We start from the raw sequence: 13,339 nt of genomic DNA on the forward strand, positions 1-13,339 counted from the left end.
AGATCCCGAAGGGCGAACTGGAGCCCTCCTTCGAGGCCTCCGCTGCGCTGCGGCACCTCAGGATGAGGGCGTGGGTGGGATGAAGTGTTCCTGTGTCTCGGGCAAGCCCGTCCTTACGGCCCACCCGTCTGCAGCGCGTGATACGCGCCCAATTTGACCATCAGCGGGAACGGCTTGGCCGGCGGCTCGAACTTCGGCGGCAGGCCGAGCACCGGGGCGGTGCGCTCGATGATCCGGCCCGTTACCACGCCGGAGTTCCAGGCGGCGGTGGCGTAGCCGCCGCTCTCCGGCAGGCCCTGCGGCTCGTCCATGATGGTGACGAACAGGTATTTCGGCTTGTCCATCGGCGCGGCGGCGGTGAAGGTCGTGAACAGGCGGTTCTTGTTGTAGCGCCCGTTGATGACCTTCTCGGCCGTGCCGGTCTTGCCGCCGACATAGTAGAGCGGCACCGCCGACTTCTTGGCCGAGCCCTCCACCGCGTTGAGGCGCATGATGAAGCGCATCGCCTCGCTAGTCTCGGGCTTGATCACCCGGGTCGACTTGGCGTGGGCCTCGGCCTCGGTGGTCTTGAGGAAGGTCGGCGTCATCAGCTCGCCGCCGTTGACGATGGCCGCGACCGCGGCGGCGGCCTGGAGCGGGGCGACCGCGAGGCCGTGGCCGAAGGCGATGGTGATGGTGTTGATCTCGGTCCAGCGCGGCGGGACGATCGGCATCGCCGATTCCGGCAGCTCCGTGCGCAGCCGGTCGAGCAGGCCCATCTTCTTGAGGAAGGCCTTGTGGCCTGGCACGCCGACGCCGAGCGCCATCTTGGCCGAGCCGATGTTGGAGGAGTGGGTGAACACCTCCGGCATGGTGATGACGCGGTTGGTGCCGTGATATTCGTGGATCTTCTGCCGGCCCCAATGCAGCACGCCGCCGCGGGTGTCGAAGGTGGAATTCACGTTGTACTTGCCGGAATCGAGCGCCATGGCGAGCGTCATCGCCTTGAAGGTCGAGCCCATCTCGTAGACGCCGACATTCATCCGGTTGATGCGGTCGTCCGAGAGCGCGTCCTTCGGCTCGTTCGGGTCGAAATCCGGGTAGGAGGCGAGCGCGATGAGCTCGCCGGTGTTCACGTCCATGATCATCGACGCGCCGGCCTTGGCCTTGAAGTGCTCGACGCCCTTCACGAGTTCGTCGCGGACCGCGAACTGGGCGCGCAGATCGATCGAGAGCTGGACCGGCTTCAGGTCGGTCTGCTTGGTGGCGAGCCCGAATTCGTTGAGCGCGCGGTTGCCTTGCGTGTCGATGTACTTCTCGATGCCGGCGATGCCGACATTGTCGAGGTTGGTCACGCCGAGGATGTGGGCGGCCGCCGTGCCGTTGGGATAGACGCGCTTGTGGTCGGGCAGGAAGCCGACGCCGGGGATGCCGAGGCGGTGGACTTCGAGCTGCTGCTTCGGGGTGATCTCGCGCTTGATCCAGACGAAGCCCTTTTTGGAGGACAGCTTCGTGCGCAGTTCCGCGGCGTTCAGCTCCGGCAGAACGGCGGTGAGGAGTTCCACCGCCTCGTCGCGGTCGAAGGTGCGGGCCATGCGGGTCGGCTCGGCGAAGACCGAGACGGTGCGGATGTCGGTGGCCAGCATCTCGCCGTTGCGGTCGATGATGTCGGGGCGAACCGCCGTGGTCGCGGCGGCGGCGACGCGGTGGTCGTCGCTGTTGTTGGCCGGCGTCGCCGCCACCACGATCAGCCGCAGCGAGATCGCGCCGAACACCGCTGCGAAAGCGAGGCCGACGATGGCGACGCGGGAATGCGAGCGCTCGATGGCGAGCCGGAACATCGTCCGGGTGAAGCGGGTGAGCGCCGAGGCCGGCGGCTCGCTCGCCACCACGCGCTCGGGGCCGGCCTCCGCCTGCATCGCGACCGGCGGCGCCTCGGCGGCCGGATCGGGCATCGCCGTCTCCTGGGGGGACGGCTCGTGGAGAGACGGCTCTTGGGACGAGTCGTGCGACACGGCGAACGCTACCTCGTGGCCGAAGGGCGGGTGGAAACGGTGCGGGTGGAGACCGAGCCGGTGGTGCGCGGCTCGTCGCGGGGCGTCAGCGGCTTGTCCTTGGGCGTTGCGGTCGGCGTCGCCGTGGAGGCGAGCAGCCGGCCGATCTCGTCGCCGCGGTCGGGGCGGGCCGGCAGATCGGACAGGCGGGCGAGGTGCTCGTCGCCGATCAGTTCGAGGGCGAGATGGCGCTCGACCGCGGCCTGGAGCCGGTCCGGCCGGGTGAGCAGCTGCCACTCGGCCCGCAGCACGGCGATGGCCTGGCGCTCCTTGTGCAGCCCGCTCTTGAGCTTCGAGACTTGGCCCGCCTGATAGAGCGTATCGTACTTGATCGAGTAGGCGTAGATCGCCGAGCCGATCAGGCCGGCAATCGCCAGCACGTTGAGAAGCCGGATCACCGCCGTCCCCCCTTTGGCGCAACGGGCAGGCTCGCCAGCGCCTGAATGGCGGAGAGCGGCGGCGGCGGGGCCGTCTCGGTCCGCTCGGCCGCCCGCAGCTTTGCCGAGCGGGCGCGCGGGTTGCCGTCGGTCTCGGCCTCGGAGGGCAGGACGGGCCCCTTGGTGACGAGCCGGAAGCTTTTGGGAGCGGGCGCCTCGACGCCGGGCATGTGGCGCGACCCTTGAGACGTGCGCCCGCTGCGGGCGGCGAAGAACTGCTTGACGATGCGGTCTTCGAGCGAGTGGAACGTCACCACCGCGAGCCGCCCGCCGGGCTTGAGCACCTGCTCGGCGGCGTGCAGGCCGCGCACCAGCTCGCCGAGTTCGTCGTTGACTGCGATCCGCAGGCCCTGGAAGGCGCGGGTCGCCGGGTGGATCGGGCTGCCGGGCTCGGCCCGCACCACGCTCGCGACGAGATCGGCGAGTTGCGCCGTCGTCTCGATCGGGCCGCGGCGGCGCGCCTCCAGGATGGCACGGGCCACGGCGCGGGAGCGGCGCTCCTCGCCGAAGTGATAAAGAATGTCGGCCAGCGTCGCCTCTTCCGCCTCGTTGACGAGATCGGCGGCCGAGGGTCCCTCCCCGCCCATGCGCATGTCGAGCGGCCCGTCCTGGCGGAACGAGAAGCCGCGCTCGGCCTGATCGAGCTGCATCGACGACACGCCGATATCGAGCACCACCGCGTCGGCTTGGCTCTCGCCGATCCCGGCGAGCAGGGTGTCGAGCTCGCCGAAGCGGCCCGGAACGAGGCGCAAGCGACCCTCCGCCGCCCGCACCATCTCGGCGCCGGCGGCGATCGCCGTGGGGTCGCGGTCGATCGCCACGACGTGGCTGTCGGGATGCGCGTCGAGCAGCGCGCGGGTGTAGCCGCCGGCCCCGAAGGTGCCGTCGATGACGAGGCCGCCGCGACCGGTGTCGAGCGCGGTCAGCACCTCGGCGAGCAGGACCGGGAGGTGGCGGGCGTGATCGCCCTGTGGGCGGCGCGGCGCCCGGCTCATCGGCCGGCCTCCCGAGAGGTGAGTCGTTCTGCGCGGGGCCGCGGGGCGGCTCCGACGGTCTCCGTTACGGGAGAATGCATGATGGCCTGCTGCGTGGGCGGACCACACAGCCGCGGCCCGGACGATGGTGGCGTTGCCGGTGCGTCGGCCCTGGACACGCGCCAGACCCCTCGTCAGGCAACCTGAACGAGTGTCGGCCGATCCGATATCGGGCGTCAACGGGATGGCGCGGGGTAACATAGGCCCTCGAAACGCGTCAACGAGCTCGGCCATGCGGGCTGTCCCGGATCAGACCCCAGCAAGGTTAACCGAGCGCTAATGCGCGGCGGAAAAGCGGAGGCCGGCCCCGGCGCAGGCGAGTCCGCACGCCGGTTGGGCGAGGGCGCGGCAACGGTCTTCGCGATTTTTGTAAGGGTGGATCAGCCGGCCTGTAAGCCGGGTTCTGTAGGGCTCATGGGCGAACCCATGAGCGTGGCAGCCATTCCTCTGGGACGGTCGTTGCCGACCGCCTCGAGCAACCAACCCGGGCGACGGGCCTGGAGAGCGGGCCTGCCCTCCCCCGAGGGGAAGGGCGTGTCGCCCCTATTCGGTTTTGCTCCCGGTGGGGTTTGCCGTGCCGTCCGCGTTGCCGCGTCCGCGGTGCGCTCTTACCGCACCCTTTCACCCTTACCCTCGCAAGACACGGGGCCTTGCAGGGCGGTCTGCTCTCTGTGGCACTGTCCCTGGGGTCGCCCCCGCCGGAGGTTATCCGGCACCGCCTCTCCATGGAGCCCGGACTTTCCTCCCCGCATAACGCGGAGCGGCTGCCCGGCCGACTGATCCGGCGCCGGACTTGCGCCGGGCGGGGGGCGGGGTCAAGCGCGGATCAGGCCTGCGCCAGCATCCCGAGCCATTCGTCCTCCGACACCACCGTCACGCCGTGCTTCTCGGCGTCCTTGAGCTTCGAGCCGGCGCCGGGGCCGGCGACGACGAGGTCGGTCTTGGCCGAGACAGAGCCCGAGACCTTGGCGCCGAGCCGCTCGGCGGTGGCCTTGGCCTCGCTGCGGGTCATCTTTTCGAGCGTGCCGGTGAAGACCACGGTCTTGCCGGCAAACGCCGCTGCCGAGGCCGTGGCTTCCAGCGGCGTCGTCTTGACCCGTTCGAGCAAGGCCAGAACCGCGTCGCGGTTGTGCTCTTCCGAAAAGAACTGGATCAGCGAGTCGGTGGCGACGGGGCCGATCTCGCCGTCGTCGGCGAAGACGCGGTAGGCGTCGCCCGGCTTCTGGTTCGACGCCCGCTCCAGCGCGGCCTCGGCTTGCCCCTCGCTGCCGTAATGGGCGAGCACCGCCTCGCGCTGCGACGGCGTGAGTCGCGCCCGCAGCCGCGCGCCGAGGCTCAACCCCTCGATCTGCTCACCGGGCGTCGGGTCGAGGGTCTCGAACAGCTTGTCGCGGGTGCCGGGGCCGATCCGCGGCAGCGCCGACAGCTCCAGCCAGTCGCGGCCGGCCTGGGCCTTACCAGCCGCGTCGAGGGCCGCCATCACGGCCTGCATGTCGGGAAAACGCTTGGCGAGCGCCTTGGCGGTCGACTCGCCGATATGGGGAATGCCGAGCGCGAACAGGAAGCGGTTCAGCGCGATTTGCCTGCGCGCATCGAGCGAGGCGAGCAGGTTGTGGATCGCCTTGTCCTCCTCCTCGCCCTTCTTCTTGGTCGGTTTTTTCGCAGGCGGCTCGCCCTCCGCGCGGCGCTGTGCCGAGAGTTCTTCGCGCCGGGCGACGATGGCCTTCTTCAGCGGCTCGAATTCGAGGCGAAAGAGGTCGGCGGGCTGGCGCACGAGGCCGGCCTCGAACAGCACCTCGATATAGGTCTGGCCGAAGCCTTCGAGATCGAAGCCGTTGCGCGAGACGAAGTGCTTGAGCCGCTCCAGCCCCTGCGCCGGGCAGATCAGGCCTCCGGTGCAGCGCCGCACCGCGTCGATTTTTTTCGTGCGCGGATTGAGTTCCCGCACCGCCCGGCTGCCGCAGGCCGGGCAGGTCTCGGGGAAGACGAAAGGAACGGCGTCCGCCGGGCGCTTGTCGAGCACCACGTCCATGACCTTGGGGATCACGTCGCCGGCCCGCACCACGATGACGGTGTCGCCGACGCGGATGTCGCGGCCCTCGCGGATCGGCTCGCCGTCGCCGCCGACCCCCTGCACGTAGCCCTCGTTGTGGAGGGTCGCGTTCGACACCACGACGCCGCCGACGGTGACGGGCTTGAGGCGCGCCAGCGGGTTGAGCGAACCGGTGCGGCCGACATTGATGTCGATGGCGACGAGCTGCGTGATCGCTTCCTGCGCGGCGAACTTGTGAGCCAGCGCCCAGCGCGGGGCGCGGGAGACGAAGCCGAGGCGCCGCTGCAGGGCGAGGTCGTCCACCTTGTAGACCACGCCGTCGATGTCGTAGCCGAGGTCGGCCCGCTCGGCCTCGATCGCGCGGTAATGCGCGATCATCTCCTCGGCCGACCGGCACAGCTTGGTCCGCGGGTTGACCGGCAGGCCCCAGCCGCGGAACCGGTCGAGCACCGCCGATTGCGTGTCGGCGAACGGCTCCGAGACCTCGCCCCAGGCATAGGCGAAGAAGCGCAGCGGGCGGGATCGGGTGATCGCCGCATCCTTCTGGCGCAGGGAACCCGCGGCGGCGTTGCGCGGGTTGGCGAAGGTCGGCAGGCCCGCCTCCTCCTGCCGTTCGTTGATGGCGGCGAAGTCGGCGTGCGAGAGGTAGACCTCGCCGCGCACCTCCAGCACCTTCGGCCAGCCGGTGCCCGACAGCGTTTCCGGGATGTCGTCCACGGTCAGGGCGTTGGCCGTGACCTTCTCGCCGACCTCGCCGTCGCCCCGCGTCGCGGCGGTGTCGAGCCGCCCGTCCACGTAGCGCAGCGACAGCGACAGCCCGTCGATCTTCGGTTCCGCGGTGAAGGCGACGGGGTCGTCGCCCCCGAGGTTGAGGAAGCGGCGGACGCGGGCGACGAAATCCTCCACCTCCTCGTCGGCGAAGGCGTTGCCGAGCGAGAGCATCGGCACCGCGTGCCGCACTTTCTCGAACCGGCTCGACGGCTTGGCGCCGACCGACACCGAGGCGCGGCCGGTGCCGGCGAGCGCGGGAAAGCGCGCCTCGATCCGCTCCAGTTCGCGGCGGAGCGCATCGTATTCGGCGTCCGTGATCTCGGGCGCGTCCTCGCCGTGATAGAGCCGGTCGGCCTCGGCGATCTCTTCGGAGAGCGCGGCGTGGCGAGCGCCGGCCGCCTCCTCGGTGAGGGCGTCGACTTCGGCGGAGATCGGGGAGCGCGACATGGGCGCGTTCTAGCGCAGGCGCGGTCGGCGGGCAGCCGTTTTTGCTGTCGTCCCCGACCGGTATCCCACCCATCCCCCTCATCCTGAGGTGCCGCGTCAGCGGCCTCGAAGGAGGGCTCCAGTTCGCTCAGCGATCCCTGGAGCCCTCCTTCGAGGCTTCGCTTCGCTCGCACCTCAGGATGAGGGGGATGGGTGGGAGGATGCTTGAAAAGAGAAACGGCACACAGACTCGGAGCCGCCCCCCGATCCGGAGATCGAAAACGCGGCTCCGAGCCTCGCGCCAAAGCCTTTTCGCTACTCCGCCGGCACCGAATGCCCGTGGCCGTGCCCGGCGTCGGGCGCCGCTTCGGCGTTTTCGCCCGCGGCGACTTCCTTGGCCTTGAACAGCCGCATCACCACCACGAAGAACACCGGCACGAAGAACACTGCCAGCACGGTCGCGGTGATCATGCCGCCCATCACGCCGGTGCCGATGGCCTGCTGGCTTTTTGACGCCGCGCCGGTGGCGATCGCCAGCGGCACCACGCCGAAGATGAAGGCGAGCGAGGTCATCACGATCGGGCGGAAGCGCAACGTCGAGGCCTGGATCGTCGCCTGGACGATGTTGGTGCCGGGCTTCCACAGGTCGCGGGCGAACTCCACGATCAGGATCGCGTTCTTGGCCGAGAGGCCGATGATCGTGATGAGGCCGATCTTGAAGTAGACGTCGTTGGGCAGCTCCCGCAGGTACACGGCCGCCACCGAGCCGATCACGCCGAGCGGGATCACCAAGAGCACCGAGAACGGGATCGACCAGCTCTCGTAGAGCGCGGCCAGACACAGGAACACGATCAGCACCGACAGCGCCAGCAGCAGCGAGGCCTGGGAGCCCGCCTGCTTCTCCTGCAGCGACTGGCCGGTCCAGGTGTGGCCGAAGCCCTTCGGCAGTTGGCTCATCAGCCGCTCCATCTCACTGATCGCCTCGCCCGAGGTGTAGCCGGCCTTCGGCTCGCCGGTGAAGCGGACCGACTGGTAGCCGTTGAAGCCGACGATCTGGCTCGGGCCCATGCTCCATTTCAGGTCGGCGAAGGAGGACATCGGCACCATGGTGCCCTGGCTGTTCTTCACCGCGTAGTTGAGGATGTCGGTCGCCTGCATGCGCTGGAGCTGCTCGGCCTGCACGTAGACGCGCTGCATCTTGCCCCGGTTGGGGAAGTCGTTGGTGTAGACCGAGCCGAGATTGACCTGGATCGCGTCGTTGATGTCCTCGAACTTGACGCCGAGCGCGGCCGCCTTCTCGCGGTCGATGACGAGTTCGGCCTGGGGCGTCGGCGGCAGGCCCTCGATCTTCACCGCCTTGAGGATCGGGCTGTGCTTGGCGAGCGACAGGAGCTGCGCCTCGGCCGCGGTGAGCGCCGAGTAGCCCTTCTGTGCGCGGTCCTGCAGGCGGAAGGAGAAGCCCGCGGCGTTGCCGAGGTTGTCCACCGGCGGCGGCTCCTGCGCATCAATGATCGCGTCGCGGTAGCCGTTGAGCGCCGCGTTGGTGCCGGCGACCAGCGCAGCGGCGGAGTTCGCCGCGTCGCGCTCGGACCAGGGCTTCAGGGTGACGAAGGCCTGGGCGAGGTTCGGGCCCTGGCCGGAGAACGAGAAGCCGTTCAGCATCGTCACCGTGGCGACGCCGGGCTGGGCCATCAGGTGCTCCTCGACCTTGCGCACGGCCCCTTGCGTCCGGTTGAACGAGGCGCCGGGCGGGGTCTGGATATCGACGGTGAAGAAGCCCTGATCCTCGATCGGCAGGAAGCCCTCGGGCAGGCGCATGAAGGCGAAGCCGGTGCCGGCGACCAGCGCGAGATAGATCACCATCACCCGGCCGGACTTCTTGATGCACCACGCGGTGCCGCGGCCGTAGCGGGCGGTCTCGCGGTCGACGATCCGGTTGAACCAGCCGAAGAAGCCTTTTTTCGCGTGGCCGTGGCCCTTCTCGATGGGCTTGAGGAAGGTGGCGCAGAGCGCGGGCGTCAGCGACAGGGCGAGCAGCGCCGAGAAGCCGATCGAGGTCACCATCGCGATGGAGAACTGGCGGTAGATGATGCCGACCGAGCCGGGGAAGAACGCCATCGGGATGAACACCGCGACCAGCACCAGCGTGATGCCGATGATCGCGCCGGTGATCTGGCTCATCGCCTTGCGGGTGGCCTCCTTCGGGGAGAGCCCCTCCTCGGCCATGATGCGCTCGACGTTCTCGACCACGACGATGGCATCATCCACGAGGATGCCGATGGCGAGCACCATGCCGAACATCGTCAGCACGTTGATCGAGAAGCCGGCGAGCAGCATCACGGTCACCGTGCCCATCAGGGCGATCGGCACGACGATGGTCGGGATGAGGGTGTAGCGGATGTTCTGCAGGAACAGGAACATCACGATGAACACGAGGATCACCGCCTCGACCAGGGTCATCATGACCTTCTTGATCGAGGCCTTCACGGCCGGCGTGATGTCGTAGGGGATGTCCCACTTCAGGCCCGGCGGGAAGAACTGCGACAGCTCCTCCATCTTGGCGCGGATGGCGCTCGCTGTCTCCAGCGCGTTGCCGTCGGGTGCCAGCGTCACCGAGATGCCGGCCGCCTCGCCGCCGTTGAGGCGGGTCGAGAACTGGTAGGCGTCGCCGCCGAGTTCGATCCGGGCGACGTCGCGCAGGCGCACGTTCGAGCCGTCGGAATTGGCCCGCAGCACGATGGCGCCGAAATCCTCCACGGTGCTGAGCTGGCCCTTCACCACGATGGGGGCGAAGGTGGCGTGATCGACCGGGCTCGGCTGCGCGCCGACGGCGCCGGATGCGATCTGGATGTTCTGGTTGCGGATCGCGTCGGTCACGTCGTCGGGCGTGAGCGAGAGGCCGCGCAGCTTGTCGGGATCGACCCAGACGCGCAAGCTACGTTCCGTCGAGTAGAGGGTCGCGCGGCCCACGCCCGGGATGCGGCGGATCTCGTTGAGGACGTTCCTCATCAGGAAGTCGCCGAGACCGATCTCGTCCATCTTCCCGTCGGTCGAGACCAGCGTGATGATGTTGAGGGTCGCGGCGGAAGCCTCCTCGACGAGGATGCCGTTCTGGCGGACTTCCGCGGGCAGGCGCGCCTCGACGCGCTTGAGGCGGTTCTGCACCTCGACCGAGGCGAGCGCCGGATCGGTGCCGGGCTGGAAGGTCGCCGTGATGTTGATCGAGCCGAACGAATCGGTGGTCGATTCGAAGCTCATGATGTCGGCCGCGCCGTTCAGCTCGTCCTCGATGAGTCGGGTGGTGCCGGTGTAGAGGCTCTCTACAGAGGCTCCGGGGAAGGCGGTCGAGAGCGCGATCGAGGGCGGGGCGATCACGGGATACTGCGCCACCGGCAGCATCGGGATCGACAGCACGCCGCCGAGGATGATGAACAGCGCGACGACCCAGGCGAAGACCGGGCGGTCGATGAAGAAGCGGGCCATGGGGCTCGGTGCGTCCTATCGATTTTTTAAGAGCGACGGACCCGTGGGTCCGCCGAGGGCGCGGGCGCTGAGGACTTTCCTCCCCTGCATCCCACCCACCCCCTCATCCTGAGGTGCGTGGGTGGGAGGTGATGGGTCGGCGCAGTCCCGAAAATCGAAAAAATCAGTCCTGGAACTGGTGGGCGACGACGGGCTGGGCGACCGAGCCGGTGGCGGCCTCCTTGTCGTGCTGCTTGTCCTGGCCGTCGGTGTCGTGGCTGTCGGAATCGACCGGCTTGCCGGCGTCGGTCGAGTTGTCCGTCTTCCAGCGCACGGACTTCACTTCGGTGCCGGCGACGATCTTCTGGAAGCCTTCGACCACGACCTTCTGGCCGGCCTCCAGCCCTTCGCGGATCAGCCAGTTGCCGCCGACGACGGGGCCGACCTCGACCGGCTGGAGCATGACCTTGCCGTCGTCCTTGACGACCCAGACCTCGGGCTTGCCGTCGTTGGAGCGCTGGATCGCCTGCTGCGGCACCGCGATGGCGTCGGAATCGATGCCCTGCTTGATCCGGGCGCGGACATACATGCCGGGGAACAGCTCGTCGTGCGGGTTGGGGAACAGCACGCGGAGCGTCACCTGACCGGTGCTCGGGTCGGCGGTGACGTCGGAGAACAGCAGGCGCCCGGCCGAGCCGTAGAGCGTGCCGTCGTCCATGATGAGATGGACGTTCGCCGTATCGTGGGCGAGTTTCGACAGCTCGCCCGAGGCGATATCGCGGCGCAGCTTGTTCAGCTCGCCGACCGACTGGGTGATGTCGACGTAGATCGGGTCGAGCTGCTGGATCGTCGCCAGCACGCCGGTCGTGCCGGACTCGATCAGCGTGCCCTCGGTCAGCAGCGCCCGGCCGATGCGGCCGGAGATCGGGGCGCGCACCTCGGTCCACGAGAGGTTGAGCTTGGCCCGGTCGCGGGCCGCCTTGGCGCCGGCGACCTCGGCCTCGGCCTGCTTCTTGGCGGCGAACGCCGTGTCGTACTGCGCCTGGCTCGCGGTGTTGCGGGCGAGCAGGGTCTCCAGGCGATCGGCCTGCTGGTTGGCGAGCACCAGGGCGGCCTCGCGGTTGGCGAGCGTCGCCTCGGCGCTGGCGAGCTCGACCTGATAGGGGGCCGGATCGATCTTGTAGAGGACGTCGCCCTCGTTGACCTGGCTGCCCTGCTCGAACAGACGCCTCACCACGAGGCCGGAGACGCGGGAGCGCACCTCGGCGATGCGCATCGGCGCGACGCGGCCGGGCAGATCGCGGACGTAAGGGATCGGCTGCGGCTTGACGCTGACGACGCTGACCTCCGGCGGCGGGCCCGGCACCGGGGCGGCGGCCTTCTGCTCGTTGCAGGCCGAGACCGCGACCAACACGGCGCTGACCAGCAGCGTCGCCGGAACGGTCCAGCGGGAGCGGGGGCGCCCGGTCTCGGACCCGGCGGTGCCGGGGAGAGGCTCGGGCGTCTGGGGGGACGGCGTCACGATGAGGTTGCTCCTTACGATACGCTCGACACGCAAGGGCACCCGCGGCGCGGCGGGCGGCCCTTCGGTCATGGATCACGGCCGGCCCCGGAGGGGCGTGTCGGGGCCGTGGCAATCGCCGGGCCAGAGCGTGAGACGGCTGGTCTCAAGGGCCCGTCGGAAGGATGCTCAAGGGTGCATCCGTGAGGGAGACGGCCGCGCGGCGCGGCCATTTACGGTCGGGCGCATCCTGGGGCTCAAGTTTGGCATTCCCACGACGGTGGGGGCTGCCGGCCCCGATGCGCCGCCGCGACGGCTCAGGCCCTGGGCGGGCGCTCGATCAGCGGATGGTCGGTCCCGGCGGGCGTGGCGTCGGAGCAGGGACGGCCGCTCGCGCCGGCCACCTCCGGCACCGGGCCGACCGGCGCCGGGCCGAGGCGCCAATGCGTCTCCGATTCCTCGAGATCGTGGGCGACGCGCTCCACGCGCTGGCCCGTGGCCGGCTCCTGGGTCGGGCGCTGCTCGAAGGCGGTCTCGTGCAGGGGGCTGGCCGCGAAGGACGCATCGACGGGCAGCCCGACCACCACGAGCAGGCTCATCAGCCCGGCCAGGAAGGTCAGGACGAGACGGGTCGAGGGGCCTGCGGTCGCGGGGCCTGAACGGACTGTGCGGGTGAGAAGCGTCACGGTGATGCGAGTGTGGGGGAGGAAACCGTTCCGTTCAATCGACTGCGACATTCTGGCCGACCTGCGCTTGGAGGGACGATTCGTCTCCGAGAACGTCAGGAATCATACGAACTTGCCGGCCCAGCATCGCCCGTGACGGTAAACGGACCGTCATCACCGCGACGCAGGGCGGCATCCCATTCGCCGCAGGTGTTGCCGAAATCACACGATTTTGCCTTCCTCCTGCCCCCTCCCCGGGCCCAGAACCCGGTATGGCCCGGCCGCGGGAGCGCGCCGGGCCGACCTTCGAGGAGGACTCGACCGTGACGAACCGTCATCCGCGGCTTCATTCGAGATGGCCGCGCCTCGCGGCGGCTTTGGCCCTCGCCGGCACCATGGGCGCCGCCGCGCCCGCCCGCGCCGACCTGCTCGACAGCGGGCCGATCGCCGACTTCATCAACGTGTTCAAGACCCAGGCGATTCCGCGCGAGACCGTGGCGTACGCCGGCAAGGAGCGGCCCGGCACCATCGTGGTCTCGACCTCGCAGCGCCGGCTCTACTACGTGCTCGGCGGCGGCGCGGCGATCCGCTACGGCGTCGGCGTCGGGCGGCGCGGCTTCTCGTGGTCGGGCACCAAGACGGTCACGGGCAAGAAGGAATGGCCGGATTGGCGCCCCCCGGCGCAGATGCTCGCCCGCCGCCCCGACCTGCCGCGCTACATGGCCGGCGGCCAGGACAACCCGCTCGGCGCGCGGGCGATGTATCTCGGCTCCTCGCTCTACCGCATCCACGGCTCCAACGAGCCGGAGACGATGGGCGCGGCGGTCTCCTCGGGCTGCATCCGCATGACCAACAAGGACGTGGTCGATCTCTATGACCGGGTGAAGGTCGGCACGAAGGTGATCGTGAAGGACTGAAACGCCCCCGGCGCCCGCGGTTGCGGGCGCCGCCTTTCTT

8 protein-coding genes and 1 other RNA gene are annotated in these 13,339 nt (G+C 69.4%); 1 reads left to right on the forward strand and 8 read right to left on the reverse strand.

What is annotated here, in order from left to right:
• Positions 1–113: 113 nt before the first annotated feature.
• The 8 genes from ASG52_RS15960 to ASG52_RS15990 all read right to left on the reverse strand — a co-directional run bounded on the left by ASG52_RS15960 (position 114) and on the right by ASG52_RS15990 (position 12,454).
• Positions 114–1,934 carry a peptidoglycan D,D-transpeptidase FtsI family protein gene (locus ASG52_RS15960; RefSeq protein WP_056245143.1) on the reverse strand — a complete coding sequence of 607 codons (1,821 nt, stop codon included), beginning with the start codon at positions 1,932–1,934 and terminating at the stop codon, positions 114–116.
• A gap of 68 nt (positions 1,935–2,002) precedes the next feature.
• Positions 2,003–2,431 carry a cell division protein FtsL gene (gene ftsL / locus ASG52_RS15965; protein WP_056245147.1) on the reverse strand — a complete coding sequence of 143 codons (429 nt, stop codon included), beginning with the start codon at positions 2,429–2,431 and terminating at the stop codon, positions 2,003–2,005.
• Entirely contained in the window at positions 2,428–3,465 is a 1,038-nt protein-coding gene (gene rsmH, locus ASG52_RS15970) for a 16S rRNA (cytosine(1402)-N(4))-methyltransferase RsmH (RefSeq protein ID WP_056245150.1), read from the reverse strand. Before rsmH ends, ftsL begins: the two co-directional genes overlap by 4 nt.
• Before the next feature lie 415 nt (positions 3,466–3,880).
• Positions 3,881–4,284: RNase P RNA component class A (gene rnpB / locus ASG52_RS17095), an RNA gene on the reverse strand.
• A 46-nt stretch (positions 4,285–4,330) separates the two neighbouring features.
• On the reverse strand, positions 4,331–6,775 hold the full coding sequence (gene ligA, locus ASG52_RS15975) for an NAD-dependent DNA ligase LigA (protein WP_056245153.1): 2,445 nt from the start codon (positions 6,773–6,775) through the stop codon (positions 4,331–4,333).
• Between the two features lie 294 nt (positions 6,776–7,069).
• On the reverse strand, positions 7,070–10,237 hold the full coding sequence (locus tag ASG52_RS15980) for a multidrug efflux RND transporter permease subunit (RefSeq protein WP_056245156.1): 3,168 nt from the start codon (positions 10,235–10,237) through the stop codon (positions 7,070–7,072).
• 163 nt (positions 10,238–10,400) lie between these two features.
• On the reverse strand, positions 10,401–11,738 hold the full coding sequence (locus tag ASG52_RS15985; RefSeq protein ID WP_056245775.1) for an efflux RND transporter periplasmic adaptor subunit: 1,338 nt from the start codon (positions 11,736–11,738) through the stop codon (positions 10,401–10,403).
• Positions 11,739–12,034: 296 nt separating this feature from the next.
• Positions 12,035–12,454 carry a hypothetical protein gene (locus tag ASG52_RS15990; RefSeq protein ID WP_056245157.1) on the reverse strand — a complete coding sequence of 140 codons (420 nt, stop codon included), beginning with the start codon at positions 12,452–12,454 and terminating at the stop codon, positions 12,035–12,037.
• 323 nt (positions 12,455–12,777) lie between these two features.
• Between ASG52_RS15990 and ASG52_RS15995 the strand changes: the two genes are divergently transcribed.
• Positions 12,778–13,299, forward strand: coding sequence for a L,D-transpeptidase (locus ASG52_RS15995; protein ID WP_056245778.1), 522 nt, complete (start codon positions 12,778–12,780; stop codon positions 13,297–13,299).
• Positions 13,300–13,339 lie beyond the last annotated feature (40 nt).

The organism is Methylobacterium sp. Leaf456, assembly GCF_001425465.1.
Classification (GTDB): domain Bacteria; phylum Pseudomonadota; class Alphaproteobacteria; order Rhizobiales; family Beijerinckiaceae; genus Methylobacterium.

Excerpts from the sequence above, each read along its gene's own strand:
- ASG52_RS15960 (WP_056245143.1), bottom strand. The coding sequence starts at position 1,934 with ATGCCCGATCCGGCCGCCGAGGCGCCGCCGGTCGCGATGCAGGCGGAG.
- rsmH (WP_056245150.1), bottom strand. The coding sequence starts at position 3,465 with ATGAGCCGGGCGCCGCGCCGCCCACAGGGCGATCACGCCCGCCACCTC.
- ligA (WP_056245153.1), bottom strand. The coding sequence starts at position 6,775 with ATGTCGCGCTCCCCGATCTCCGCCGAAGTCGACGCCCTCACCGAGGAG.
- ASG52_RS15980 (WP_056245156.1), bottom strand. The coding sequence starts at position 10,237 with ATGGCCCGCTTCTTCATCGACCGCCCGGTCTTCGCCTGGGTCGTCGCG.
- ASG52_RS15990 (WP_056245157.1), bottom strand. The coding sequence starts at position 12,454 with ATGTCGCAGTCGATTGAACGGAACGGTTTCCTCCCCCACACTCGCATC.
- ASG52_RS15995 (WP_056245778.1), top strand. The coding sequence starts at position 12,778 with ATGGGCGCCGCCGCGCCCGCCCGCGCCGACCTGCTCGACAGCGGGCCG.